Here is a 23,977-nt window from a genome sequence, read left to right as displayed (position 1 = left end):
GCTTGATCGCGTGAATCAGACCTCCGGTGCCTTCGCACCCGCGGCCATCACACTCTGATCTTTGAGTTTTCTCGTCTGCGCCAGCGGATGTGATGTCTGTGCCAGCCGCACCACCGCCGCCTTGATCGACCTCATCTGCTCCGCCCTTCTCGTGTAATGCTTGACATGCGACAGGCCCTCCCCTCGGAGGGCGGCGCGGATCTCCAGCGTCGTGCTCCCGCCTCGGCCATGCGACGGGAGATCGAGCAGGTGACGCACGTAGCGGCTGTGCACCCGCGCCGAGCGGTTGCCGCAGTCAGGACAGCAGCCCTCCAGCACGGCGCTTCGCACCGTCATTACGACGCGTTCGCTACTGATCTCGACCTCATCCGGCAGCAGTCCGACCGGAATGACCGAATGAAGGTCAGGGTCGGGCACGGCGAAGCCTCGGGGTTGGCCTCACCACCTACGCGCCGGCAACGCCGTCGTCAGCTCACCTGCACGGAAATCGAGTCAGAGCACGTCATTTAGGCCGCCCCACAGCCTACCGCGTCTAGGCTGGCCGAATACCTGCTCGCTGCGCCACATCTCCCCAGCGTGCCACTTCCTCGGCGATGAAGGCGCGGAACTCGGCGCTGGTGCTGCCGACGGGGTCAAAGCCGCGCCGCGCCAACTCCGCCCCCACACCCTGCTGCATGGCGGCGCGCACATCGGCTTCCAACTTCGCAGCGAGCGGCGCCGGCAACGCGCCAGGCCCCATGAAGCCGGCCCAGCCGCCGCCGACGAACCCCGTCAGGCCAAGCTCCGACAGTGTCGGCACGTCAGGCGCTTGCGGCGAGCGCACCGCGGTGGCGAGGCCGATCATGCGCAACCGTCCCGCCTGGACATGCGGCAGCACCGCCGAGACGGCGTCGAAGGCGATCTGCACGCGCCCCGCGACGAGGTCCGTCTGCAACTGTGCCGTGCCACGATAGGGCACGTGCTCAATGTCCACGCCGGCGCGCAGCTTGAACAGCTCGCCGACGAAATGCGTCGTCGTGCCGACGCCGGAACTCGCATAGGTCAGCGGCTGGCGCTTCGACAGGTCGATCAACTCCGGCAGCGTCTGCGCCGGCAGCCCGGCGGTGACGACCAGCGCGAAGGGATTGCGCGCGATCAAGCTGATCGGCGTGAGGTCGGTCTGCGGATTGTAGGTGAGGCCGGCCTGGGTGAAGGGCGCGACCACCACCTCGGCGGCCGAGGAAACCAGCAGCGTGTACCCGTCCGGATCGGCACGCGCGACGGCAAGGCCGGCGATGGTGCCGCCGGCGCCTGCGCGGTTCTCGACCACCACCGGCTGGCCCCAGACCGGCGATAGTTTTTCGGCCAGCAACCGCGCCGCGATGTCGATCGTCCCGCCGGCGGCAAAGCCGACCAGGAAGCGCACGGGGCGCGTCGGCCAGGCCTGGGCGTGTGCGGCGCCGGGCAGGATGGTCAGGGCCGGAAGCGCGGCGAGCCATTGGCGTCGATGCAGGGACATGCAGCCATCCTCCATGTGCGGGTTCGGTGGTGGTGTCATCGGCCGAGCGCACCCGATGCGCGCAGGTCGGTGATCTCGTCGTCATCAAGGCCGGCTTCGCGGAGCACGGCGTCAGTGTCCTCGCCGAGGCGTGGCGGCGCGCGATCCAGTGCCGGGCCATCGATGTTGGCGTGATGCGCGGCCAACGGCATCGCGATGCGGCCGGACGCCGAAGGCCATGGCGCATCGGCCACGACACCGCGCCCTGCCGCGTCGGAATCGGCCAGCGCCTCGGCCAGGCTGCGCACCCGCGCGGCGGGGACATGGTCGGCGAGCAGCGCTTCCCATGCCGCGGCCGGGCGACGGCGCATCTCATCCGCCAGGATCGTCGCCAGCGCGGTGCGATGCGGATCCTGCCGCCGCACATCGGCAAAGCGCGGATCGTCCAGCAGGTCCGCGCGCCCGATCAGCCGGCACAGCGTCTCGAACTGCCGCTGCGTGCAGGCGCCGAGCATGATCAGCGCACCATCGGCGGCCTCGTAGCAGGAGGCAGCGGCGAGCGCGTGTTCATTGGCATGCAGTCGCGGCGCGCGCCCGCCATTGAGCAGCGAGGAGATCACCGGCCCCATCAGCAGGAAAGCGGTGTCCAGCATGGAGACATCGATGTGCTGGCCCCGGCCGGCGCGTTCCCGGCGCAGCAGCGCCGCGGTCAACGCGAAGGCCGCCATGGTGCCGGAGGCATAGTCCAGAACCGGCGCGCCGGCCTTGAGCGGGCCGGATGCCGTCGTGCCGGTCATCGCCATCAGCCCGCTGAAGGCCTGCACGACGTTGTCGTAGACGGGTCGCCCGGCCAGTGGCCCCTGCTGGCCGAAGCCGCTCAGCGAGCACATCACCAGCCGCGGATTGATCGCCGACAGCGTCGCATAGTCGAGCCCGAGCCGCGCCATCACGCCCGGGCGGAAATTCTCCACCACCGCATCGGCGTTCAGCGCAAGGCGCTGCGCCAGCGCCCGGCCTTCCGGGTGTTGAAGGTTGATGGTGATGGATCGCTTGTTGGCGTTCTGCACGGCGAAATGGTCGCCCATGCCGGCGCGGCGCAGCGCATCGTCGCCGCCGCGGCCGCGCATGTAGTCGCCGGCGACGGGTTCCTCGACCTTGATCACCTCGGCGCCCAGCAGGGCCAGTTGCGCCGTGCAGAAAGGCCCGGCGATCACATGGCTGAAGTCGAGGATGCGGAAGCCGTCCAGCGCGCGCATCAGAAGCGTCCGCAATCCACCTTGATGCTCTCCCCGGTGATGGCCGAGGAGGCATCGGAGGCGAGGAACAGCGCGGCGGTGGCGACCTCCTCCGGCGACAGCCAGCGGCGCAGCGCGGCACTGTCGGTGTAGTTGGCGCGGATGATCTCCTCCGGCGGTCGGCCCTCGGCTTCGGCGCGGCGGGCGATGACGCGGTCCATCAGCTCGCCGCTGACCGCGCCGGGGCACAGCGCATTGACGCGCACGCCAAGCGGGCCGATCTCACGCGCCACAGCCTCGGTCATGCCGATCAGCGCGAATTTCGTCGCGCAATAGGCGGTGCGCATCGGGTAGCCATGCAGCCCCATGCGCGACGACATGTTGATGATCGACCCGCCACGTTGTTCGCCCATCACGCGGGCGGCGACGCGAAGGCAATGCATGGCGCCGAACAGGTTGGTCTCGATGCAGTCGCGCCAGGCGTCGAGATCGACATCGGCGATGCCGCCGACCGGGCCGGTCTGCCCGGCATTGTTCACCAGCACATCGACGCGGCCGGTCTTCCGTGCGGCGGTCGCGAAGACCGCCTCGACATCCGCAAGGCGCGTGACGTCGCAGGCAATGGCGATGCCCCCGATGCGCGCGGCGACGGGTTCGATGGTCGCCAGGCTGCGTCCGGCGACGACGACATGGGCACCGGCGGCGGCGAAGGTCTCGGCAATGGCGCGGCCGATGCCGGTGCCGCCCCCCGTCACGATCGCCGTGCGGCCGGCAAGGCTGTGTGTCGTCATGCGGGGACGGGCTCCGTGGCGTAGGATCGGGCGGGGTCGAACAGCGGCATTTCCGGCTCGCGGCCGAGGATGAAGTCGCCCATCAGCCGGCCGATATAGGGACCGATGGTGTAGCCGCCGCGCACGCAGCCGAGCAGGAAGGCATCGGCCACGCGCGGCGCGGCGCCGGCGAGGGGGTAGAAATCGGGCACATTGGCCTCGAACCCCGTCCAGGACCGCACGACGCGGAAACTGGCAAGGCCCGGCACGGTGAACTGCGCGAGGCGCAGGTTCGGCAGCAGCGTATCCGCGACGACGCGCGTGCGGCCTTCCTCCGGCGTGCCGGCGCCCTGCCAGCCGCCGCCGATCAGCATCGTGCCATTGGCCTTCTGCTTCAGCGTCAGCAGCCCGGTTGCGTGGCCGATCACGCTGTTGACCAGGCGGGGACCGCGTTCGGTGACTGCCACGGTGTTCACCCGCGCGCGTACGGGGATGTCGAGCCCGATCATCGCCGCCGCCATCTTCATCCAGCCGCCGCAGGCGATCAGCAGCCGCGTGGCGCGGATCGGTCCGGTGTTCGTATCCAACCGGAAACCCCGCGACAGGCGCTCGATGGCGGTGACACGACAGAACTGGCGATACGGCACGCCCGCCGCATCCATCCGTGCGCGATAATAGCTGCCGGTCAGGCTGGAATTGGCGTAGCCGTCGAGCGGACACCAACTCGCTGCGCGTACGCGGCGTGACAGGCCGGGTTCCTCCTGCGCGACGCGGCTGGGCGAGACGATCTCGATCGGCGCCCCGGCCTCCCGCTTCAATGCGCTGCGCTCCAGCAGCAGCTTTTCCTCGCGCTCCGTGAAGGCCAGGGTGAATCCGCCGGATCGATGATAGCCGACGGCGTCGCCGGCTTCCTCCCACAGCGCGCGGCCACGCAAGGCATAGGGCATGAGCTTCACGCGCTTGATCTGCAGCGACAGCGTGCCGGCATTCACGCCGGAGGCACCGCCGCCGATCTCGCCCTGGTCCACCACCAGCGCGCGCATCCCGCCGCCCGCCGCCTGGATCGCCGCGGCGCAGCCCATGATGCCGCCGCCGATGACGGCAAGGTCGGTGTCGAAGGGCGCGGTCACAGCGGCGCGGGTTCCGGGATGGGGAGGTCCTCGTAGCGGAAGGCACCGGCCAGCGCGGCAAGCGGGACGGGGCGCAACGGCGGGCGCGCCGTGGCTGGCCCGATGGCGGCGCGATCCTGCCGCGTGTCATGTGCCAGCAGCATTGCGGCGGCCTCGCCGCACAGGCGGCCACCGCACGGCCCCATGCCGCAGCGCGTGGCGGCCTTGAGGTCGCCCAGTGTCCGCGCGCCGCCGGCGATGGCGGCGCTGGCCGTGGCGCGCGTCACCGCCTCGCAGCGGCAGAGCATCGTCTCCGCCGTCATCAGGGCAAGCAGCCCGGCGGGCGGCGTGGCGAGTGCGGTCATGGCACGGCCGAACCGTGCGGCGCGGTCATGCGCGACGCGCAGTGGCTCGACGCGCGCGGCGGCGTCGTTCTCCGCGATGCGTCCGAGATGCCGCCCCGCGCCGATCGCCGCGATACGGCCCGACAACGGTGCGGCCGCGGCACCCGCCAATCCCGCACCGTCGCCACAGGCGAACACGCCGGGCAGGCTGGTCGCCTGCATCGCGTCCGTCTCGGCCAGCCAGCCACCGCGCGCGGCGTCGAAGGCATGGCGGGCGCCGAGCAACCGCGTCGCTTCGGTCGCCGGCACCAGCCCATAGCCGAGGCAGAGTGAGTCCACATCGAAGCTGCGAACGCCGTCGCCGCGTGGCGTGCCGTCGGCCGCCAGCGGCGCGACCGTCACGCGCGATACGGTAGCATCACCCTCGATCATCGTGACGGCGTGGCCGGCCAGAATTGGCACACGCGCGGCGCCCAGCCGCGCCATCCAACCGAGACCACGCGCGGCGAGATCCGGCCGCGCGGCCAGCGCCCCGGCGGCAGCCAACCAGGCACCGCGCGGCCGCGCATCCACCACTGCTGCGACCGTGCCGCCGCCGGCGAGGATCTTCGCGGCGACCAGGTACAGCAGCGGGCCCGTGCCGGCGACGACCACGCGCCGCCCCGGCAGCACGCGTTCCGCCTTCAAAAGGATGGTTGCCGCGGCCAGGCCAAAGACGCCGGGCAGGGTCCAGCCCGGCGTCGGAATATGACGTTCCACCGCGCCGGTCGCGACAATCAGCGTCGCGGCCTCGATCCGTTCCGATCCGTCGGGGCCGAGGGCTGCGATGCGAAAGCCGGGTTCCAGCGTCCAGACACGTCGTGCGAAACGGCAATCCACGGATGACGCGGCCAGGGCTGCACGCAGCGTGTCGCCTTCGGCTTCCTCGGCTGCACCATGCGTCGGCGCACGAAAGACCTGTCCGCCGGCATCCCGCGCTTCGTCGAGCAGCACGACCGAGAGGCCCAGGGATGCGGCTTCCAGCGCCGCCGCCGCACCAGCCGGTCCGGCACCCAGCACGGCAAGATCGCAGCGCGCATCGCTCACGACACTCGCTCCACCACCAGCCCATCGCGCAAGACGGTGCGGCAGGCTTCGACCGGCACGCCGTCAATCCGCACCAGGCAATCCTGGCAGATCCCCATGGCGCAGAAGGCACCGCGCGGATCGCCCGCAACGCCGCTGCGGATGGCAAGGATGCCGGCAGCGAGCAGCGCGACGGCAAGGCTCTCCCCCGCATGCCCGTCCAGGTCGCGCCCGTCGAAACGGAAGCGGATGCGAGGGCCGCGGGTCAGGTCGTTGCCGATGCGCAGATCACCCGCCATGGTCAGCCCGGCAGCAGGCCGAGTTCGTCAAGGGTGCGGCGCACCTTGTCCAGCGCCTCGCCCTCCAGCGCCATCACCGGGTCGCGCGGCACGCCGGCCGGCCAGCCGAGCAGCGTCAGCGCCGCCTTCAGCGATGCCGGCCAGGTGCCGGTACCCATCAGCAGCTGATAGACGACGGTCAGGCGGTAATGCAGCGCGCGTTGCGCGGCGCCGGGGGCCTGCAACGAAATCTCCACGATGCGCCCGGCCTCAGGGCCCAACAGTTCCGGCCCGGTCGCGATGAAGCCGCGCGCGCCGAGGCCGATGCTCGGCACGATGAAATGCGACGGGCCGGTCATGATCGCGATGCGGTCGCGGTAGCGTTCCAGCAGATGCGTGTGATGGAAGAAATCGCGATGCGATTCCTTGATGCCGATGATCGGCGCCGCGTCGCACAGCGCGCCGATGTCATCCACCGTCAGCTCGATGCCGCTGCGCCGCGGGGAATTGTAGGCGACGATCGGGATATCGACCGCCGCGGCCAGCGCGGCGAAGCGGCGTGTCAGTTCGGCGCGCGACGCCTTCAGCACATAGGGCTGCGGCATCACCAGCACCCCGGCCGCGCCGGCTTCCTGCGCCGCCTTCGCGTATTTGATTGTCTGCGCGGAACCCGGCGCGCTGGCACCCATGATGACCGGCACGCGGCCGGCGGCCTTGTCCACCGCGAGGCGCGTCAGCCGGCGGCGTTCATCGACGTCCAGTGTCCAGGATTCGCCGTTGTCGCCGGCAACGCAGATGCCCTTGGCGCCGATGCCGATCTGGCGTTCGACGACCTCCTGGAAGGCGTCCTCCATGATCTCGCCGGCCGGCGTGAAAGGCGTGACGACGGCAGGGAGGAAGCCGTGCAGCGTGGTCTTGTCCAGGGCCATCGGATGTTCCTCAGAAAGCGGTGGCGGGCAGGTCGGAGAGATCGGCGCGGTAGATCGAGGCGGTCTCGGCCTCGACGATGAAAAGGACATCGGCATCGGGGGCGAAGGCGACAGAGGTGGTCCAGCGCCCTTCCGGCAGCACGATGCGGGCGAGTGGATCGCCGAGCCGGTCGAAGACCAGCGCGCGCCCCGCCTGGGCCTGGGCCACGGCCAGCCGCCCATGGCGATCGATGGCGAGGCCATCCGGACCGAGCCCGCCGGACAGATTGAGAAACACGCCCGTCATCGGCAGCAACGGATCGGGCGCGTCGGCCAGCAGCCGCCACACCGCATTGGCACGCGTGACGGCGATATGCACGAGCTTGCCATCGGGACTCAGCGCGACGCCGTTGGGATAGGGAATATTGATGAGCACCGGTTCGGCGCTGGTGGCGCCGGGGCGCAGCCGGAACAGCCGCCCGGTCGGGTCGGTCAGGCTGCTGCGGCCGGGATCGGTGAACCACAGGCTGCCATCCGGGCCGCGCGTGATGTCGCCCAGGCCGCGGAAGGCCTCGGTGTTCACGCCAGTGACCAGCGGCGTCATCGTGCCGTCGGAACCCAGGCGCAGCACGCCGCGCCGGTAATCGGTCACGGCGAAGGCGCCGTCCCCAAGCCGTGCCAGGCCATGCGGTTCCCCCGCATAGGCATGGGCGAGCGTCCAGCCGCCATCCGGATCGACGCGAAAGATGCGCCCATAGGGGACGTCGACGAGCCAGAGATGACCGGCCCCGTCGAAGCAGGGGCCTTCCAGGAAGGAATGCAGACGCTGTCCGGGGCGGGTGACGCGCACCCAGTCGGTCGGCTCGCCCGTGTGGTGCAGGTCGGGCGGCAACCGCGCGAACAGCGTCGCAGACAGGTCACGAGGGGTCATGCGCGTGGCGATGCCGGGCGGGCATGGCGTGTCACGATCCGGCATCCTCCCATGCTCTGTCGCCCCTGCGGCTTGTTTTGCATACGGTCGTGTGTTTTATATATCAACAGTTCCGACGCCGCAATCCCGAGGACGCCATGACCCGAACCGCCAGCGCGCTGCTCCATCGCGACCTGCGGCGCACGCCGCCCGTGGTGGTGCGCGGCGAAGGATGCTGGCTGGTGGACGGGGAGGGGCGCCGCTACCTCGACGCCTCGGGCGGTGCGGCCGTCTCCTGCCTCGGCCATGCGCATCCGCGCGTGACGGCAGCGATCCGCGCGCAGCTCGATCGCGTCGAATACGCGCATACCTCCTTCTTCACGAACGAACCGGCGGAAGCCCTGGCCGAACGCCTGATCGCCCTCGCGCCCGAAGGCTTCGGCGCCGGGCTCGCCACCTTCGTCGGCAGCGGGTCGGAGGCAGTGGAGGCAGCGTTGAAACTCGCCCGCCAGTATCATGTCGAACGCGGCGAACCGACGCGCACGCGCTTCATCTCGCGGCGCATGAGCTATCACGGCAATACGCTCGGCGCGCTGGCCGTCGGTGGCCATGCGGGGCGGCGGGCGATGTACCAGCCGATGCTCGCCGAGACCTTCCAGATTGCACCCTGCCACGCCTGGCGCGACGCAGCGCCTGGCGAGAGCACGGAGACCTACGGCCTGCGCGTCGCCGATGAGCTCGACGCGATGATCCGCCGGCTGGGCGCGCAGACCGTCGCCGCCTTCATCGCAGAACCAGTCTCCGGTGCCTCGCTGGGCAGTGCGCCACCGGTGCCGGGATATTTCCGCCGCATCCGCGAGATCTGCGACGCCCACGGCGTGCTGTTCATCGCCGATGAGGTGATGTGCGGCATGGGCCGCTGCGGCAGCGTCTTCGCCATCGCCGAGGAAGGCGTGGCCCCAGACCTCATCACCATCGCCAAGGGCCTTGGCGCCGGCTACCAGCCGATCGGCGCGCTGCTCGCCGGCCAGCGCGTGGTCGATGCCATCCGCGCCGGGTCGGGCCTCCTCGCGCATGGCCACACCTATATGAGCCACGCGGTCGCCTGCGCCGCCTCCCTCGCCGTGCTCGACGTGATCGAGGAGGAGCAGCTGCTGGGGCGCGTGCAGCGCCAGGGCGCGCTGCTGGAATGCGGGCTGCGCGAGGCCTTCGGCGATCATCCGCATGTCGGTGACATCCGTGGCCGCGGGCTGTTCTGGTCGCTGGAACTGGTGCGCGACCGCGGCAGCAGGGATCCTTTCCCGCAGGAGCTGCGCCTCGCGCCGCGCATCAAGGTCGCGGCGCAGGCGCGGGGGCTGATCTGCTACCCGTCCTCGGGGACGGCGGATGGCGTGGCGGGGGACCATGTTCTGCTCGCGCCGCCTTTCATCGTCACCGATGCGGAGATCGCGGAGATCGTGACGCGGCTGTCCGCGACGCTGGCGGCGGTGCTGGACTGACCGCCCCGGCATGACCGAGCCGCGCGCTGATCCGCGCGGCGGCGGCGCGCACCTCGGGCACATAGCGTTCGTCAAAAGCATCGAAGTCGAATGCCGAATCCGGCCCCGATATGTCGATCGCCGCGGCGACCGTGCCGTCGCGCGCGAAGACGGATGCCGCGATCGAACTGCCGCCCGGTTCCATGATGCCGCGGCTGACGACATGCCCCGATGCCGCCGCCGCGCCAATGCGCGCGAGCAGCGTGGCGAGGTCGGCCGGCGTCTGTTCGGTCCAAGGCGTGAGTGTCGTGCCGGCGAACAGCGTCGCGACCTCCCGCGGCGACAGGTCGGCCATCAGCAGCCAACCCATCGGCGAGGCATAGGCCGGCAGCCGGCTGCCGACATTCATGTTGGACAGGAAGCCGGTGCGCGTCTGGATACAGGACAGGTACAGCACCTCCGCCCCGTCGCGGATGGCGAGATGCGTCGTCACCCCCGTGCGGTCACGCAGCAATTCCAGTTCCGGGCGCGCCGTCTCGATGATGTCCTGCGCGGTGAGGTAGGCGAAGCCGAGATTGAGCACCCGCGCGCCGAGCCGGTAGCCCTTCGCACCCTCGACCTCCTCTAGGAAGCCCATGTGCCGCAGCGTGTAGACAAGGCGGAAGACGGAGGACCGCGTGACGCCAAGCCGCGCGCCGATCTCGGTCAGGCCAAGCGGCCGGCCGGCCTCGGCCAGCGCTTCCAGCACGCGCAGGCCGCGTTCGAGGCCCGGCACCAAATAGGCGGCGTGGTTGGGGTTGCTGTCATTGCCTTCGGCCATCGCGGAGCTGCGCGTCAATCGACGCGGATATTCGCGTCGCGCACCACGCGGGCCCAGACGCGCGTCTCCTCGGCCAGCATGCGGGCCAGGTCGGCGGGACCGCCTACCATCAGCTCCACGCCCTGTTCGGACATCCGGCGGCGCAGTTCCGGATCGCCGGTGCCGGCGCGCAGGGCTTCGGCCAAGCGGGCGATGACCGCATCGGGCGTGCCGACCGGGGCGAACAGGCCCTGCCAGAAGGCCACGTCGAAGCCGCGTGCCGTGTCGGCAACCGGCGGCACGTCCGGGAACAGCGGCAGACGTGTCGCGGAGGAGACGGCGAGCGCGCGGGTCACACCTTCCTGCAGCAGCGGCTGCGCCTCCAGCGCCGAGCTGAACATCGCCTGCACGCGGTTGGCACGCAGGTCGAGCAGCGCGGGGGCGCTGCCGCGATAGGGCACGTGTTCGATCTCCAACCCCGCATCGTTCGCCAGCAGGGCAAAGGCCAGGTGGTTCACCGTGCCGGTGCCGGCGCTGCCGTAGTTGACGCGGCCGGGATTGGCCTTCGCGTAGGTGATGAACTCGCCGAGCGTGCGCACCGGCAGCGACGCATGGACGTGCAGCAGGAACGGGTTGCGGTAGACCGGTCCGACCGGTGCGAGTTCGCGGATCGGGTCGCGCGGCGTCAGGCTCGGCTGCAGCGCCGGATTGATGGCGAGTGGCGTCGCGCCCATCAGCAGCGTGTACCCATCCGGGCGCGCCTGCGCGACATAGGTCGAGGCGAGCGCCGTGCCGCCGCCGGGCCGGTTCTCAACCACCGCGGGCTGACCGAGCACGCGTTCCATGATCGGCGCCAGGGCGCGGGTGATGACATCGGCGCCGCCGCCGGGCGCGTAGGGCACGACCATGGTTATCGCGCGGTTCGGCCAGGCCGATTGCGCGACGGCTGGCGTGGCACATACGACCGGAAGGCTTAGGACTGCACGGCGGTGGAGGCTCATCGGCGGAAACCTCATGGCGTGATATCGATGAAACGCAGTTTTGAGGATAAAACACCCGATGCTTGCATGTCGATCAAATCATTCATGGTGCCTTGAACCATGCTGGGTGAGGCTGGTCTCTCGGACTGAGGACCGAGCCGTGCCCAGGGACGCCTGGCAGGGTGACGAGGCGCCGAATGGTGCTGCCGGATGAGGCGTTCCGGTCGGCGCGTCATGGCCAATGGCCCGGCCTTGAGCTGGTTCGGTAGCGCCCGCGAGACTTTGGATGGGGCGTCCGAGCTGCCCGGTTTCAGCGTGCCCTACCGGCCCGAGTTCCGCCGACAAGTGGTGGGCCCGGTCCGATCCGGGCGAGCGCCATTGCCCGTCAGTCTGCCCGGGCACCCGGGGCCCGCAACGGCGAGCGGGCGTTCGCGCTCATCGCGCATCTGCGGCACTACGCCTGGCATGTTGTCGAAATCGATCTGCGGCCGTCCGGCGAGGAGGTCCGTCAGGGCGGATGCGGCACCACGATCGAGGACATGGACCATGCCGATGTCGGCCATGGCGCAGCAACTCACCCGCCAGGTGATTCGCAGCGCCGACCGACGATGAACCGAACGCGAATAGGCCAGGTCCGCGACGATCGGCCCGGCGTGAGCGCCGTCGGTCGTCGCGACATAGCGCCTGCGCCGCATGGGTTGCAGGCCTGTTCACGCATCAGGCGGCGGAACTTCCTGCCATGCACGACGACGCCCTTGTGGCGCAGTGCCGTGCCGGCACGCCGATAGCCATAGAATTCGAACTCGTCAGAGATCGCGCCATTCCGGGCGAGGATGTCGTCCGCGGTGGCAACGGCAGACGGTACGTCATGGAAGGCCGATCGCGGTAAGCCCATCAGCTAGCATCCTCTTTCCCGCAGTGACGCCGTGGGGCCTGTGGCCATCGACGTATTCGCGCTTCGCCGCCGGCGCGTGCGACCGATGCTTCGTCGTGGTTTCCATCCTCCGGAAGCCCGGCAAGGCCGATCAATCTCCTTCGCTCAATCTGTCCACCCCCGCCAGGATGCACTCCACTTTGGGTCGGTGTGACCGGGTCGGTTTGTGACGGCGCGGGCGGCGGAAAGCCGGGATCCACATCTGGCACCGGGAGGTGGTGCTGGGTGTACGGCGGTGACCGTCAGAGCGCCTTCCTGAACCACACCCTGGCATGCCCGGGCGGCATGCCATCCAGCCGTCCGAACTCGGCATAGCCATTGCTCTCCCAGAAGCGAGGCGCCTGGAAGGAGAAGGTGTCGGTATAGGCATTGGTGCAGCCGCGATCGCGCGCGATCCCCTCGGCGCGCTTCAGCAGGGCACCGCCGAAGCCCTGGCCGCGCATTTCCGGGCTCAGCCACAGCCAGTCGATGAACAGCCAGCCCCAGAAGGTCAGGCCCAACAGCCCGCCCAGCGTCTTGCCCTCGGCATCCTGGACCAGCAACGTCACCGGCTCGCGGTCATAGGGGCCGCCCATCTCCTGGTTGAAGGCGTGCAGGCCGCGCTGGATCGCGCCCACCGCCTCGAATTCCGGGGCGGCGTCCTCGACGATTTCAATGCCCTCGCGCAGCGCCGTGCTCATCCGCCGAAGCGTCCCCAGGTGGCGACGACGACCGTCGCCAATCCGATCATCATGTTCACTGCAACACCCTTCCGAATCGTGTCGAGTGCCGCCGCCGCCGCGGGGCGGTCGCCTGCCTCGAGTGCCACGCGCATCCGTCGCCAGGCCACCAACGCGACGAAGGCGAAGATGGCGGTCATGACCAGCCCGGTCGCATGCATCACATGCACGTGCCAGATGCTGGCGCCGAAGCCCCAGTACCAGCCGGACAGCATCGCCCAGCCGGTCAGCAGCAGGATCGGCACCACATGCCACAGCAGGCGGAAGAAACGGCGGAACACGCCGGCCATCAGCGCCAGGCGCAGCGGGCCCTCCAGCGCCTCATGCGCGGCAGGGCGAAGCACCGCCAGCGCGAAGACCATGCCGCCCACCCAGACCACCGCGCACAGCACATGTGCGACATAGAGCAGCGTTGCCATCTCAGCCCCGCTTCAACGCGGCGAGTGCCGCCGCGAGCGCCCGCGCCTCATCCGCTGCAACGCCCTTCGGCGCCGATTCCACCGCGCCCAGCCCGGCCATGAAGGCCTGCGCGAAGGCGGTGCGGTTGCCCAGAGCGGGGTCGAGCAAGGGTAGCCCGCGTTCGTTGATCATCGCCGTGATCTGCTCGCGCAGCCTGCCCGCCGAGGGCACCCGGTTGAGCACCAGCGCCACCTGCCGTCCTTCCTTCTTCGCCAGATCCAGCGTGCCATCCATCGACCACAGATCGGCTGCCGAGGGCTGCAACGGCACCAGCACCAGGTCGGCTGAGCGGATGGCCACCCGCGCATCCGTGTCGTCATGCGGCGCGGTGTCCAGCAGCACCACATCCTGGTCCTTGTGCAGCCGGTCGAGCACACCGGGCACCCGCCAGCCGGACGGGGCCTCGAAATGCAGCGGCCGCGCCTTGGCGGAACGCCCGCGCATCTCATCCCACCGCTGCAGGGAATGCTGCGGGTCGACGTCCAGCAAGGCCACGCGGCGGCCTTCCTCGGCGAAGGCCGTGGCGAGATTGGCGGCGATGGTCGACTTTCCCGCGCCGCCCTTGCGCTGCGCGACGGCGATGACGAAGGCCATGCGCGACTCCTGATGTTCGCCAAAGCATAGCAGGTCGCGCCCGGCCGCCATCGCGGCGTGATGCATGGTGCGCGCTGGGGATTGGCGAGGGGCGCCGCCCCTGTCCAAACCTCACCACGCCAGGGGACTGCGGCCCCCTGGATCGCGAGGATCTGGTGCTGGGCATTCGCAGTGTCCATCGGGCGAATCGCGACACGGGCACGGCGCCGCGTTTGCACCGCGAAACGCGTGCCGAGCCAAATGCCAAGTCCAGGTTTCCAAAGGCCTTAAGCCTTTGGTGGTGAGGGTTCGGGAGGGGCAAAGCCCCTCCCGTTCAAGCCGACACCGCACGGTGCTTCTTGCTGGTTCCGACGCTGGCGCGGATGCTCCGGCCATGGACATCGACGCCGGCCGTCTCGCCTTGCTGACCCCGGAGGAGATGGGCCGCGCCGATGCCGCAGCCATCACCGCCGGCATCCCCGGCGAACGGCTGATGGACGCCGCCGGGCGCGCTGTCGCCCGCGCCGCCATGCGCCGCTTCCGCCCTTGCCGGACCCTCGTGCTGGCGGGGCCGGGCAATAATGGCGGGGATGGCTATGTCGCCGCGCGGCTGCTGGATCAGGCCGGCTGGCCGGTCGCGGTCGCCGCGCTGGCCCCGCCGCGTCCGGGCAGCGACGCCGCCGCCGCCGCCGCGCGCTGGTCCGGCCCCGTCGTCCCCTTTGCCTCGCGGGAGGCAGCCCGCGCCGGCCTGGTGATCGATGCGGTCTTCGGCGCCGGCCTTGCCCGCCCGGTCGAGGGACTGGTGGCAGATGCCCTGGCCGCAGCCGGCGGCCCGGTGCTGGCGGTGGATGTGCCCTCAGGCCTTGATGGCGCGACCGGGCAGGTGAAGGGCTTCGCCCCGCGCGCCGCGCTCACCGTCACCTTCTTCCGCGCCAAGCCGGGGCATCTGCTGATGCCGGGGCGGGAATTTTGCGGCGACCTGTTCGTCGCCGATATCGGCTTGCCGCCCGCGGTGCTCGCCGCGGTCGGGCCGCGCTGCTGGCAGGCCGCGCCTGGCCTGTGGCGGCTGCCTGCGCCCGGTCCCGCCGCGCACAAGTACAGCCGCGGGCACGTCACGATCCTGGCCGGGGCAGGCATGACAGGTGCAGCGCGGTTGGCCGCGGCGGGGGCGCGGCGCAGCGGGGCCGGGCTTGTCACGCTTCTGGCCCCGGACCGCGCCACCGGCGACGTGCTGCGGGGCGGCGACCCGGGCGTCATCGTCACCGAGGCACCGTTGGCCGGGCTGCTCGCGGATGGGCGCCGCGCCACCTGGGTGATCGGGCCCGGCCTGTCGGCGGACGATACGACTCTCGACACGCTGGCGGCCGTGCTGACGGCCGGGCGCCAGGTCGTGGCCGACGCCGGTGCGCTCGGCGCCGCGGCCAACCGCCCCGAACGCCTGCGCGGCGCGACCGTGCTGACACCGCATGAGGGCGAGTTCACCCGGCTGTTCGGCGCGCCGGGCGACGATCGCCTCGCCGCCACGCGCCGGGCCGCCGCGCTGACCGGGGCCGTGGTGCTGCTCAAAGGCCCCGACAGTGTGATCGCGGCGCCGGATGGCCGCGCGGCGATCAACCGCCACGCACCCGCCTGGCTCGCCACCGGCGGAACGGGGGACGTGCTGGCGGGGATCATCGCGGCGCTGCTGGCCGGCGGGATGGCACCCTTCGAGGCCGCCGCAGCCGCAGCGTGGTTGCATGGCGATGCCGGTTTTCGCTGTGGTTACGGTCTGTTAGCTGAAGATCTTCCGACAAGACTTGCGGAATCCATCACAACTTGCGTGGCCTTGCAGTCACAGAATTGATCGTATCGCGTGTATTTGAAGAGCGTGCGCGACGTGCCGCGCGTTTTGTCCGGGGAAATCCGCTCTTGACGACAACATATGGGTGCTCACGCAACCGTGTGCCACAACATGCTGCGCTGGATGTTTTTTGAGATGGTCAGAATACAGAGCGTTGAATTTACTCATTCTTTAGAGGTAGCCTCCGCTCATCGAGGGGTCGACGGGGGATATCATGAGCGGCAATCTTGTTACCGTGCTTCACAGCGAGGAACGCTCCATCGTGGCGGAACTTCGCGCGTCGAAGCCGTTCCAGCGGCTGGAAGCCATCCGGCGGTTGCTGGCGCTGTATGACGAACAGCCATCGGTTGCGACCGGGCTCGACGCCCCGGTCAGCGCCGAGCCTGACCGCGGCAGCGGTTCGGTGATCAATTTCGCGGCCGGCCCAGCGCCCAGCGCCCCGCCGCAGCCGGTCTATGCGCCGCCGCCCATAGCGGCCCCGCTGGCCCAGGCCGCCCAACAGGCCGGCCCGGTCGCCAGCGCCATCCCGCTGCCTGGTCCGGCGCCGGCCGCCCAGGTTGCCGCCATCGCCGAGGCCGCCGTCGCCGATGTGGTGATGCGCAGCCCGGCGCCGGCGATGAGCATGGAAACGGAATCCGCCAGCGTGGTCTCCAGCGTCCGCGCGGCGCTGCTGGGCATCGGCAAGGCCTGACGCAGCCTGGGGAGTGCGCCTTCCGGCGCACGCCCACCTTCTGCGTGCGTCCACTATTCGCTGCTCCATGAAGGGCGTTGCCGGGATCGCGGCGGCGCCCTTCGATATTTGGCTCACGGCTGCGCCAGCCCATGCCGGAACACTGGATTTTCAATTTGTGTTTCCGTAGGTTTCAGGGTGTCGCTGGTGACCTGATGCCGGAGCCCTCAAGGCTTCGATGTCGCGCCACCAGCCTTTGGTGTCAGAGGCCTGCCTGATGGTGCCTTTCGCTGGCGATCCAGCGCATCCGCGGGCGGGGCATGAGCGGGGTGAGGCATGTCGGAAGTCGCCGTCCAGGCCGGGTTGCTCGATCGGGCGTTGCGCCGCGTCTCATCGCTGTGGCGCGACATGGCCTCGGTGGTCGGCGCCGGTGGCGAGGTGGGCGACGTCGCTGCCCGCCTGCGCGACGCCCTCGATGCGCGTGGTGGCGAGGTCTCTGCCCGCAACCGCGCCGCCAGCCTGGCCGAGGCCTATCGCACGCTCGACGAGGCCGGGCGCCTCGATTTCCTGCGCGCCCTGGCGTCGTTCGATTCCGATCCCGCCGCGGTATCGCGCGCCATGGAAGCGGTGGGCGCGGCTGCTGACGCGGCTGAACGCGCCGTTGCCACCGCCAGGCTGCGTCGCGCCCTTGAACCGCCGCGCATCCGCCTGCTGACCGCCTTCGCCGCCATCCCCGACGGGGTGAAGTTCCTGGTCGACATGCGCGCCGAACTGATCGCCCGGCGCGACGGCGACAAGTTGCTTCAGGCGCTCGAGACCGACCTCAAGGCGCTGCTCGCCGGCTGGTTCGATATCGGCTTCCTCGAACTGCGCCGGATCGACTGGCGGTCACCGGCGCTGCAACTCGAACGGCTGGTGGAATATGAGGCGGTGCATCGCATCCGCGGCTGGCGCGACCTCAAGAACCGGCTGAAGGCCGACCGCCGCTGCTACGCCTTCTTCCACCCGCGCATGCCCGATGAGCCGCTGATCTTCGTCGAGGTCGCGCTGGTTCAGGGCATGTCCGCCAGCGTGCAGGGGCTGCTCGACCAGAAGGCGCCGTCGATCGACCCCACCATCGCCGACACCGCGGTCTTCTATTCGATCAACAATTGCCAGCGTGGGCTCGACGGCATTTCCTTCGGCAACTTCCTGATCAAGCGTGTGGTCGGCCTGCTGGCGGACGAATTCCGCAACCTCAAGACCTTCTGCACGCTGTCGCCGATCCCCGGCTTTCGGCGCTGGCTCGATGCCGTCCTGTCGGCCGAGGAAAGCCCATTGGCCGAGGAAGAACGCAAGGCGCTGCGCAGCATCGCCGAATTGCTGCCCGAGACGGTTCCCGCCGACGCCACCGAGGACGCGATCCTGCGCGCCCTGATCGCGCGGCGCGGTGTGCTGCGCGTCGAGGAAGCGCAGCGCGCGCTGGAACCCATCCTGACGAGGCTTTGTGCGCGGTACCTGGCCAAGGAGGAAGCGCCCGGGCGCCCGGGCCGCGCGCGCGACCCGGTGGCGCATTTCCACCTGTCGAACGGCGCGCGCACCGAACGGCTGAACTGGCGCGCGGATACCTCGGAGAATGGGCACCGGCAGTCGGTCGGGATGATGGTCAACTACCTCTATGATCCCGAGCGGATCGAGGACAACCACGAATTGTACATGGGCGAGGGGCGGCGAGCCGTCTCGACCGGGCTGCGCAAGCTGGCGCGGGGGTAGCCCGCTATTGCCTGCCGCCCGATGCTCTGCATCGGGCCGGCAGCGCGCATCCTTTACGTCGTCGCATGGACGCCGGCGCATCGCGCGCAGGCGCGGCGCGCCGATGATTGCGGCAGCAGCCGGGGCAGAAGCCTCACTGATACCCCTGCATCATGGCGCGCACCCGTGGATAGATTTCATTCTGCCACCGCTTGCCGGCGAACACGCCGTAATGGCCGACGCCGGTCTGCAGGTGGTGGGCGCGCATCGTCGTCGGCAGCGACGAGCACAGGTCGAGCGCGGCCATGGTCTGGCCGATGCCGCAGATGTCGTCCTTCTCGCCTTCCACGGTCATCAACCCCATGCGCCGGATCGCGCGCGGCTGCACCGGACGGCCGCGATAGCGCAGCGTGCCGGACGGCAGGTCGTGGGTCTGGAACACGCGTTCGACCGTCTCGAGGTAGAATTCCGCCGGCAGGTCCATCACCGCGAAATACTCGTCGTAGAAGCGTCGGTGCGCTTCCGCCGCCTCGCGCTCGCCGCCGGCGAGGTTGCGGAAATAGGTCTCATGGGCCGCGATGTGCCGCGCGATGTTGAGCGACATGAAGGCGCTCAGCTGCGTGACGCCCGGATAGACGCGCCGCCCCGCCCCACGACTGCCGAAGGGGACCGTCGAGATCAGGTTCTTCTCGAACCAGGCCATGGGCTTGGAGGAGGCAAGCCGGTTCACCCGCGTCGGGTTCAACCGTGTATCGATCGGCCCGGCCATCAATGTGACGGACCGTGGGCGCAGCGGGTCGCGGTCCTCATGCATCAGGGCGGCCGCCGCCAGCACCGCGACCGAGGGCTGGCACACCGCCAGCAGATGCACGCCCTGGCCCATGGCGCGCACGAATTTCATCACGTGCTCGACGAAGTCGTCGAAGCCGAAGCCTCCGGCGGATAGCGGCACGTCACGGCCATTGTGCCAGTCGGTCACATGCAGGTCGAAATCGGGCAGCAGCGTCTCGGCGGTCTGGCGCAGCAGCGTGGCGAAATGCCCCGACATCGGCGCGACCAGCAGCAACGGCGGCTGGCGCGCGGGGTCATCCTTGCGGAAGCGCAGCAGCGTGCCGAAGGGCGTGGTCAGTACCGCCTCCTCCTGCACCGCCACGTCGCGGTCGCCCATCGTCACCCGCTCCAGCCCGAAGGAGGGTCGCCGGTGGGTGGTGCGCACGCTGGCGAACAGGTCGAGGCCCGCCATCATGCGCCGCAGCGATGGTGACCCGTCGAAGCCCACCCCGCGCATCAGCGCTGCCAGCCATTCGGCCTGGCCGCGCAGCGGCGCCAATGCGCGCGCGTGGCTGTCATAGAAGGCGTAGTTCATCCTTCGAAGCCACCCCTGTGTCGAATGGCTGGCCTGCCATCCGCCCTTGGTATTAATGTTGCACCGCGAATTCGCATTGCAGCAATGTGTATTCTCGTTGCGGCGACACCCTTTGCATGGAGTGCGGCATGGCCGAGGCGACCCTCCTGATCACCAGCCGCAACTACTCCTCCTGGTCGCTGCGCGGATTCCTGCTGGCGCGGCTGTCCGGGATCGATTTCGTCGCGGAGACCATCTCCCCCGACGATCCCATCGCACGGGAGGAGCTGCTGCTGCGCTCCTCCTCCATCCGCTACCCCTGCCTGGTGCATGACGGCGTGCGCATCTGGGATGTGCTGGCGATCGCCGAGTATCTGAATGAGATCTTCCCCGCCGCGGGCATGCTGCCCGCCGAACGCCACGCCCGCGCGCTGTGCCGCTCGATCTCCGGCGAGATGCATTCGGGCTTCGCCGCTCTGCGCGCCTCGCTGCCGATGAACCTCAAGGCGCATCGGCCGGGCTTCGCCATCTGGTCGGGTCCGCGCGCCGATATCGAGGCGATCGAGGCGATCTGGACGGATTGCCTGGATCGCAGCGGCGGCCCCTGGCTGTTCGGGGCCACGCCCAGCATCGCCGATGCGATGTACGCACCCGTGACGACGCGCCTGCGCACCTATGACGTCACTCTCGGGAGGACGGCCGCGGCCTATGCGCGACATGTGCTGGCTTGGCCGGACCTGGTCGAATGGACACGCGACGCGGTCGCCGAACCCGAGGAGATCGCCGAGCTCGAGGTCGAGTTCTGAACACCATGCCGGCCGGCCGAATGGCTAGCCGGCGACAGCGGCGTTCCGACCATACGGGTTCTTCGGCCATCGTGCCGTGCACGTGCGACCAGCCAGCAGACACGCCGTCGCGCAATGCGTATCGGCGCCCGTCGAGAAGCCGCGCGGCCGCCCATCATTGCGCCGCGGCATCGCGCTTCGGCGCACCGGCCATGGCGCACGACGGCACGTCCGGATCGAGGAAGCGCCTCGATCCGACCGATCATGGGCAGCCACGGCGTGGACGTCGTGCGCGGCCGTCCGTCAGCCCACCGTCGCACCTTCCGGCCAGGGCGTCGGCGCCGGCACGTCGCACGGCCCCTCGACCTCGGTGCTGCCGAAATTCGCCGGGCCGACCACCTCCAGGTATTCCATGTCGGGCGAGTAGTCATAGAGGTAGTGCACGATGCCCGGGCGCTGGTGCACGCAGTCCCCGGCCTCGACCAGCGTGATCTTGTCCTCGTACATGAACTTGGCCCAGCCCTTCGTCATGAACACGATCTGGAACTCGGCCTGGTGGGTGTGCCAGCCGGTGCCCTTCTCGGGCGCCTCATTGGCGCGCACCAGATGGGCGATCACCCGCCCGCCGGTCGCCGCTGCGACGCCAAGGTCGCGATAGGCGAAGAAGGACCGCAGCCCATCCGTCCGCCAGGGCACCTCGGTGGATTTCACATGGGAAAACAGGTTCACAACGGGCGCATCGAGCATGGTGCGACTCTCCTGCCTGGCGCCGGGCCGGTCGGGCCGGGCGCGGGGGATGACGCCGTGACATTGGTGTTCCTCGACAGCGCAGTGTCGCGCCGCAGGGCGACCGCCCGCAAGCATTTTGCCGCGCTGCACAATATCGCGCCATGCTGCCTTCCCGGCGTGATCCCGGATACGGAATCTCCATCCGGGCGGGGGCAGGGTTCCGCACCCCCGAGCCGTACCGGACCGAAGCCGCCCATGATCGAACTGTTCCTCCTGCTGGCCACCCTGTTGGCGATGCTGCTGCGTGCCACGCACCGCCCAGCGCCGCTGGCTGAGCGCGCCGGCGCGATCAGTCCGCACGGCTGATCCCGCCGGCCTTCTCCCCGCCCGCCGGAACCCCCATACTCGGCTCCAGAATGCCAAGGGAGCGTCCGGCGATGACCGTGCAGGGAAAAGCGAAGCGGCAGGACACGCCCGATGCGGCGCGCCGCGTCGAATTGCTGCACGCGATCGAACGCAAGCTGCTGTGGCTGTCGGCCTGGATGATCCATCACGCCAACCACATCCGCCCGAACCGCGACGGGCTGAAGGTGGGCGGTCACCAGGCGTCCTGCGCGTCTTCGGTCTCGATCCTGACGGCGCTGTATTTCTCGATCCTGCGCCCGGCGGACCGCGTCGCGGTGAAGCCGCATGCCGGCCCGGTCTTCCACGCCATCAACTACCTGTTCGGCCGCCAGGACCGCGAGAAGCTGTCCACCCTGCGCCAGTTCCACGGCATCCAGCCCTATCCGTCCCGCGTGAAGGATGGTGGGGAGGTTGATTTCTCCACAGGTTCGGTCGGCCTTGGCGTAGCACTCGCCTCCTTCGGATCGCTGGTGCAGGACTATGTCCATCTGCACAACCTCGCCCCCGAGGGCCTGCCCGCCGGCCGTCACGTCGCGGTGGTGGGCGACGCCGAACTTGATGAGGGCAACATCTACGAAGCCCTGCTGGAGGGTTGGAAGCACGACATCCGCAATGTCTGGTGGGTGGTCGATTACAACCGGCAATCGCTCGATTCCGTCGTGCCGGATCGGCTGTTCGGCCGTATCGAGGGCCTGTTCCGCGACATGGGCTGGAACGTCGTCACCATCAAATACGGCCGGAAACTCGAAGCAGCCTTCGCGCGGCCCGACGGCGAGCATCTGCGCCGCTGGATCGATGACTGCCCCAACAGCCTGTATGCGGCGCTGACCTTCCAGGGTGGTGCCGCCTGGCGCGCGGCGGTGCTTGCCGAACTCGGCCGCGTGCCCGGGATCCGGGCCATCATCGACCCGCTGACCGACGATGAACTCGCCGCGCTGATGAACAACCTCGGCGGCCATGACATCGAGACGCTGACCGAGGCCTTCCGCGCCCAGGATGCCGAGGGCGACCAGCCCACCTGCTTCATTGCCTACACGGTGAAGGGCATGGGCCTGCCCTTCGCCGGCCACAAGGACAACCACTCCGGCCTGATGACCAAGGAGCAGATGGGCAGCTTCCGCGAGCTGATGGCCATCCGTCCCGGTCATGAATGGGACCCGTTCGAGGGCCTCGCCATCCCGGAGGCGGAACTGCGGGAGTTCATCGCCACCGTGCCCTTCGCGGAGAAGCTGACACCGGAAGGGCGGAGCCTGGCCTCGCCAACGATCCATGTGCCGGCAACCTTCACCGCGCCGAAGGTGGGGGAGGGGCGAAAGCAATCGACCCAGGCCGCCTTCGGCGACATCCTCGCCGAGATCGGCCGCGGCAACGGCGAATTCGCCGAGCTCGCCAAGCGCATCGTCACCACCAGTCCGGATGTGACGGTGTCCACCAATCTTGGCCCTTGGGTGAACCGGCGCGGCATCTTCGATCGGCACAAGAAGAACGACGTGTTCCGCGACGCGAAGCTGGCGAGCGCGCAACGGTGGGGCATGTCGCCCGAGGGGCAGCATGTCGAACTCGGCATCGCCGAGCAGAACCTGTTCCTGATCCTGGCCGGGCTGGGGTTGGCGGACCGGCTGTATGGCGCCCGGCTGCTGCCGATCGGCACGGTCTACGACCCCTTCGTCAACCGCGGCCTCGATGCGCTGATCTATGCCTGTTACCAGGATGCGCGCTTCCTGCTGGTGTCCACGCCGTCCGGCCTGACGCTGGCGCCGGAGGGCGGTCAGCACCAATCGGTCAACACGCCGCTGATCGGCATGGCGGCCGACCGCCTCGCCTCCTTCGAACCTGCCCATGCCGACGAACTCGCCATCCTGCTGCGCCATGCCTTCGACCACATGCAGAAGCCGGATGGCTCCGCGGTGTGGCTGCGGCTGTCCACGCGTGGGCTGGAACAGCCGGCGCGGGTGCTCGACCCCGCCGCGGTGATCGCCGGTGCGCATTGGGTGGTCCCGCCCGCCGACGGGTCACGGATCGCGATCGGCTATCAGGGCGCCATCGCGCCCGAGGCCGTCGCCGCCTTCGAGGAATTGCGCGGCGAGGAGCCAGGCGCCGGCCTGCTCGCCATCACCAGCCCGGACCGGCTGCATGCCGAATGGCTCGCCGCGCGCCGCGCCGCGCGCAACGGCGTCCGGCAGGTCTCCCATATCGAGCGCATCCTCGCGCCGCTGGCGCGCGATGCGGCGCTCGTCACGGTGCTTGACGGCCACCCCGCCGCGCATGCCTGGATGGGCGCGGTGCGCGGGCAGCGCGTCGTCCCGCTCGGTGTGGATCGCTTCGGCCAGGCCGGCGACATTCCCGACCTGTACCGCGAATACGGCCTCGACAGCGATGCCATCCTCGACGCCTGTGCCGAGGCCCTGCTGGGCTGATCCCGCGCCGGCCCCGC

The 23,977-nt window shown here is 69.7% G+C and carries 24 protein-coding genes; 7 read left to right on the top strand and 17 right to left on the bottom strand.

Features of this window, described 5'->3' with window-relative positions:
• Window positions 1-15: 15 nt before the first annotated feature.
• The 9 genes from AAFN86_RS07995 to AAFN86_RS07955 form a co-directional block, all read right to left on the bottom strand.
• Window positions 16-417 (bottom strand): transposase family protein, encoded by a 402-nt coding sequence (locus AAFN86_RS07995; protein ID WP_347542758.1) that lies wholly within the window; start codon window positions 415-417, stop codon window positions 16-18.
• A 115-nt stretch (window positions 418-532) separates the two neighbouring features.
• On the bottom strand, window positions 533-1,498 hold the full coding sequence (locus AAFN86_RS07990) for a tripartite tricarboxylate transporter substrate binding protein (protein WP_347542757.1): 966 nt from the start codon (window positions 1,496-1,498) through the stop codon (window positions 533-535).
• Between the two features lie 35 nt (window positions 1,499-1,533).
• Window positions 1,534-2,733, bottom strand: a complete 1,200-nt coding sequence (locus AAFN86_RS07985) for a CaiB/BaiF CoA-transferase family protein (protein WP_347542756.1) — start codon at window positions 2,731-2,733, stop codon at window positions 1,534-1,536.
• Window positions 2,733-3,503: a glucose 1-dehydrogenase gene (locus AAFN86_RS07980; protein ID WP_347542755.1), complete on the bottom strand. Its 771-nt coding sequence runs from the start codon at window positions 3,501-3,503 to the stop codon at window positions 2,733-2,735. The genes AAFN86_RS07985 and AAFN86_RS07980 overlap by 1 nt, the downstream gene beginning before the upstream one ends.
• Window positions 3,500-4,612, bottom strand: coding sequence for an FAD-binding oxidoreductase (locus tag AAFN86_RS07975; RefSeq protein ID WP_347542754.1), 1,113 nt, complete (start codon window positions 4,610-4,612; stop codon window positions 3,500-3,502). The genes AAFN86_RS07980 and AAFN86_RS07975 overlap by 4 nt, the downstream gene beginning before the upstream one ends.
• Window positions 4,609-6,021: an NAD(P)/FAD-dependent oxidoreductase gene (locus AAFN86_RS07970; RefSeq protein ID WP_347542753.1), complete on the bottom strand. Its 1,413-nt coding sequence runs from the start codon at window positions 6,019-6,021 to the stop codon at window positions 4,609-4,611. Before AAFN86_RS07970 ends, AAFN86_RS07975 begins: the two co-directional genes overlap by 4 nt.
• Entirely contained in the window at window positions 6,018-6,299 is a 282-nt protein-coding gene (locus AAFN86_RS07965; protein WP_347542752.1) for a (2Fe-2S)-binding protein, read from the bottom strand. Before AAFN86_RS07965 ends, AAFN86_RS07970 begins: the two co-directional genes overlap by 4 nt.
• Window positions 6,300-6,301: 2 nt before the next feature.
• Window positions 6,302-7,207: a dihydrodipicolinate synthase family protein gene (locus AAFN86_RS07960; RefSeq protein WP_347542751.1), complete on the bottom strand. Its 906-nt coding sequence runs from the start codon at window positions 7,205-7,207 to the stop codon at window positions 6,302-6,304.
• A gap of 10 nt (window positions 7,208-7,217) precedes the next feature.
• The gene (locus tag AAFN86_RS07955; protein ID WP_347542750.1) at window positions 7,218-8,117 is read right to left on the bottom strand and encodes an SMP-30/gluconolactonase/LRE family protein; all 900 of its coding nucleotides are present in this window, start codon (window positions 8,115-8,117) and stop codon (window positions 7,218-7,220) included.
• Window positions 8,118-8,254: 137 nt separating this feature from the next.
• On the opposite strand from AAFN86_RS07955, the gene AAFN86_RS07950 reads away from it, so the two are divergent.
• A complete protein-coding gene (locus AAFN86_RS07950; protein WP_347542749.1) occupies window positions 8,255-9,595 on the top strand; it encodes an aspartate aminotransferase family protein in 1,341 nt (446 codons plus the stop codon).
• Here the strand turns inward: AAFN86_RS07950 and AAFN86_RS07945 are convergent.
• The 6 genes from AAFN86_RS07945 to parA all read right to left on the bottom strand — a co-directional run bounded on the left by AAFN86_RS07945 (window position 9,528) and on the right by parA (window position 14,059).
• Window positions 9,528-10,412 (bottom strand): IclR family transcriptional regulator, encoded by an 885-nt coding sequence (locus AAFN86_RS07945; RefSeq protein ID WP_347542748.1) that lies wholly within the window; start codon window positions 10,410-10,412, stop codon window positions 9,528-9,530. The two genes, AAFN86_RS07950 and AAFN86_RS07945, sit on opposite strands and share 68 nt — an antisense overlap.
• Window positions 10,409-11,281, bottom strand: coding sequence for a tripartite tricarboxylate transporter substrate binding protein (locus AAFN86_RS07940; protein WP_347542747.1), 873 nt, complete (start codon window positions 11,279-11,281; stop codon window positions 10,409-10,411). The genes AAFN86_RS07945 and AAFN86_RS07940 overlap by 4 nt, the downstream gene beginning before the upstream one ends.
• 392 nt (window positions 11,282-11,673) lie before the next feature.
• Window positions 11,674-12,048: a hypothetical protein gene (locus AAFN86_RS07935; protein ID WP_347542746.1), complete on the bottom strand. Its 375-nt coding sequence runs from the start codon at window positions 12,046-12,048 to the stop codon at window positions 11,674-11,676.
• A 481-nt stretch (window positions 12,049-12,529) separates the two neighbouring features.
• Window positions 12,530-12,967, bottom strand: a complete 438-nt coding sequence (locus AAFN86_RS07930) for a GNAT family N-acetyltransferase (protein ID WP_347542745.1) — start codon at window positions 12,965-12,967, stop codon at window positions 12,530-12,532.
• Complete coding sequence (locus AAFN86_RS07925; protein WP_347542744.1) at window positions 12,964-13,425, bottom strand: CopD family protein; 462 nt, start codon at window positions 13,423-13,425, stop codon at window positions 12,964-12,966. Before AAFN86_RS07925 ends, AAFN86_RS07930 begins: the two co-directional genes overlap by 4 nt.
• Window position 13,426: 1 nt before the next feature.
• A complete protein-coding gene (gene parA / locus AAFN86_RS07920; protein WP_347542743.1) occupies window positions 13,427-14,059 on the bottom strand; it encodes a ParA family partition ATPase in 633 nt (210 codons plus the stop codon).
• A 373-nt stretch (window positions 14,060-14,432) separates the two neighbouring features.
• Between parA and AAFN86_RS07915 the strand changes: the two genes are divergently transcribed.
• From AAFN86_RS07915 to AAFN86_RS07905, 3 genes are all read left to right on the top strand, one after another.
• Window positions 14,433-15,881, top strand: a complete 1,449-nt coding sequence (locus AAFN86_RS07915; RefSeq protein WP_347542742.1) for an NAD(P)H-hydrate dehydratase — start codon at window positions 14,433-14,435, stop codon at window positions 15,879-15,881.
• A gap of 211 nt (window positions 15,882-16,092) precedes the next feature.
• Window positions 16,093-16,569, top strand: coding sequence for a hypothetical protein (locus AAFN86_RS07910; protein WP_347542741.1), 477 nt, complete (start codon window positions 16,093-16,095; stop codon window positions 16,567-16,569).
• A 315-nt stretch (window positions 16,570-16,884) separates the two neighbouring features.
• Complete coding sequence (locus AAFN86_RS07905) at window positions 16,885-18,300, top strand: malonyl-CoA decarboxylase (RefSeq protein ID WP_347542740.1); 1,416 nt, start codon at window positions 16,885-16,887, stop codon at window positions 18,298-18,300.
• A gap of 133 nt (window positions 18,301-18,433) precedes the next feature.
• Here AAFN86_RS07905 and AAFN86_RS07900 read toward each other — a convergent pair whose 3' ends face one another.
• Entirely contained in the window at window positions 18,434-19,645 is a 1,212-nt protein-coding gene (locus AAFN86_RS07900) for a polyhydroxyalkanoate depolymerase (protein ID WP_347542739.1), read from the bottom strand.
• A 128-nt stretch (window positions 19,646-19,773) separates the two neighbouring features.
• Here AAFN86_RS07900 and AAFN86_RS07895 point away from each other — a divergent pair, with 128 nt between their 5' ends.
• The gene (locus AAFN86_RS07895; RefSeq protein ID WP_347542738.1) at window positions 19,774-20,430 is read left to right on the top strand and encodes a glutathione S-transferase; all 657 of its coding nucleotides are present in this window, start codon (window positions 19,774-19,776) and stop codon (window positions 20,428-20,430) included.
• 282 nt (window positions 20,431-20,712) lie between these two features.
• On the opposite strand, the gene AAFN86_RS07890 is transcribed toward AAFN86_RS07895, so the two are convergent.
• On the bottom strand, window positions 20,713-21,156 hold the full coding sequence (locus AAFN86_RS07890; protein ID WP_347542737.1) for a cupin domain-containing protein: 444 nt from the start codon (window positions 21,154-21,156) through the stop codon (window positions 20,713-20,715).
• A gap of 57 nt (window positions 21,157-21,213) precedes the next feature.
• Here AAFN86_RS07890 and AAFN86_RS07885 point away from each other — a divergent pair, with 57 nt between their 5' ends.
• Together AAFN86_RS07885 and AAFN86_RS07880 are read left to right on the top strand one after the other, a co-directional pair.
• A complete protein-coding gene (locus AAFN86_RS07885) occupies window positions 21,214-21,504 on the top strand; it encodes a hypothetical protein (protein WP_347542736.1) in 291 nt (96 codons plus the stop codon).
• A gap of 71 nt (window positions 21,505-21,575) precedes the next feature.
• On the top strand, window positions 21,576-23,960 hold the full coding sequence (locus AAFN86_RS07880; RefSeq protein ID WP_347542735.1) for a 1-deoxy-D-xylulose-5-phosphate synthase N-terminal domain-containing protein: 2,385 nt from the start codon (window positions 21,576-21,578) through the stop codon (window positions 23,958-23,960).
• The last annotated feature ends 17 nt before the right edge of the window (window positions 23,961-23,977 follow it).

Source organism: Roseomonas sp. CAU 1739 (assembly GCF_039839775.1).
Classification (GTDB): domain Bacteria; phylum Pseudomonadota; class Alphaproteobacteria; order Acetobacterales; family Acetobacteraceae; genus Neoroseomonas.
This window is presented reverse-complemented; position numbering and strand designations above follow the sequence as displayed.

What these genes read in the sequence shown, in the direction of transcription:
- AAFN86_RS07990 (WP_347542757.1), bottom strand. Translation starts at nt 1,498, where the DNA reads ATGTCCCTGCATCGACGCCAATGGCTCGCCGCGCTTCCGGCCCTGACC.
- AAFN86_RS07985 (WP_347542756.1), bottom strand. Translation starts at nt 2,733, where the DNA reads ATGCGCGCGCTGGACGGCTTCCGCATCCTCGACTTCAGCCATGTGATC.
- AAFN86_RS07980 (WP_347542755.1), bottom strand. Translation starts at nt 3,503, where the DNA reads ATGACGACACACAGCCTTGCCGGCCGCACGGCGATCGTGACGGGGGGC.
- AAFN86_RS07965 (WP_347542752.1), bottom strand. Translation starts at nt 6,299, where the DNA reads ATGGCGGGTGATCTGCGCATCGGCAACGACCTGACCCGCGGCCCTCGC.
- AAFN86_RS07960 (WP_347542751.1), bottom strand. Translation starts at nt 7,207, where the DNA reads ATGGCCCTGGACAAGACCACGCTGCACGGCTTCCTCCCTGCCGTCGTC.
- AAFN86_RS07955 (WP_347542750.1), bottom strand. Translation starts at nt 8,117, where the DNA reads ATGACCCCTCGTGACCTGTCTGCGACGCTGTTCGCGCGGTTGCCGCCC.
- AAFN86_RS07950 (WP_347542749.1), top strand. Translation starts at nt 8,255, where the DNA reads ATGACCCGAACCGCCAGCGCGCTGCTCCATCGCGACCTGCGGCGCACG.
- AAFN86_RS07940 (WP_347542747.1), bottom strand. Translation starts at nt 11,281, where the DNA reads ATGGTCGTGCCCTACGCGCCCGGCGGCGGCGCCGATGTCATCACCCGC.
- AAFN86_RS07935 (WP_347542746.1), bottom strand. Translation starts at nt 12,048, where the DNA reads ATGCGGCGCAGGCGCTATGTCGCGACGACCGACGGCGCTCACGCCGGG.
- AAFN86_RS07930 (WP_347542745.1), bottom strand. Translation starts at nt 12,967, where the DNA reads ATGAGCACGGCGCTGCGCGAGGGCATTGAAATCGTCGAGGACGCCGCC.
- AAFN86_RS07925 (WP_347542744.1), bottom strand. Translation starts at nt 13,425, where the DNA reads ATGGCAACGCTGCTCTATGTCGCACATGTGCTGTGCGCGGTGGTCTGG.
- parA (WP_347542743.1), bottom strand. Translation starts at nt 14,059, where the DNA reads ATGGCCTTCGTCATCGCCGTCGCGCAGCGCAAGGGCGGCGCGGGAAAG.
- AAFN86_RS07915 (WP_347542742.1), top strand. Translation starts at nt 14,433, where the DNA reads ATGGACATCGACGCCGGCCGTCTCGCCTTGCTGACCCCGGAGGAGATG.
- AAFN86_RS07910 (WP_347542741.1), top strand. Translation starts at nt 16,093, where the DNA reads ATGAGCGGCAATCTTGTTACCGTGCTTCACAGCGAGGAACGCTCCATC.
- AAFN86_RS07905 (WP_347542740.1), top strand. Translation starts at nt 16,885, where the DNA reads ATGTCGGAAGTCGCCGTCCAGGCCGGGTTGCTCGATCGGGCGTTGCGC.
- AAFN86_RS07900 (WP_347542739.1), bottom strand. Translation starts at nt 19,645, where the DNA reads ATGAACTACGCCTTCTATGACAGCCACGCGCGCGCATTGGCGCCGCTG.
- AAFN86_RS07895 (WP_347542738.1), top strand. Translation starts at nt 19,774, where the DNA reads ATGGCCGAGGCGACCCTCCTGATCACCAGCCGCAACTACTCCTCCTGG.
- AAFN86_RS07890 (WP_347542737.1), bottom strand. Translation starts at nt 21,156, where the DNA reads ATGCTCGATGCGCCCGTTGTGAACCTGTTTTCCCATGTGAAATCCACC.
- AAFN86_RS07880 (WP_347542735.1), top strand. Translation starts at nt 21,576, where the DNA reads ATGACCGTGCAGGGAAAAGCGAAGCGGCAGGACACGCCCGATGCGGCG.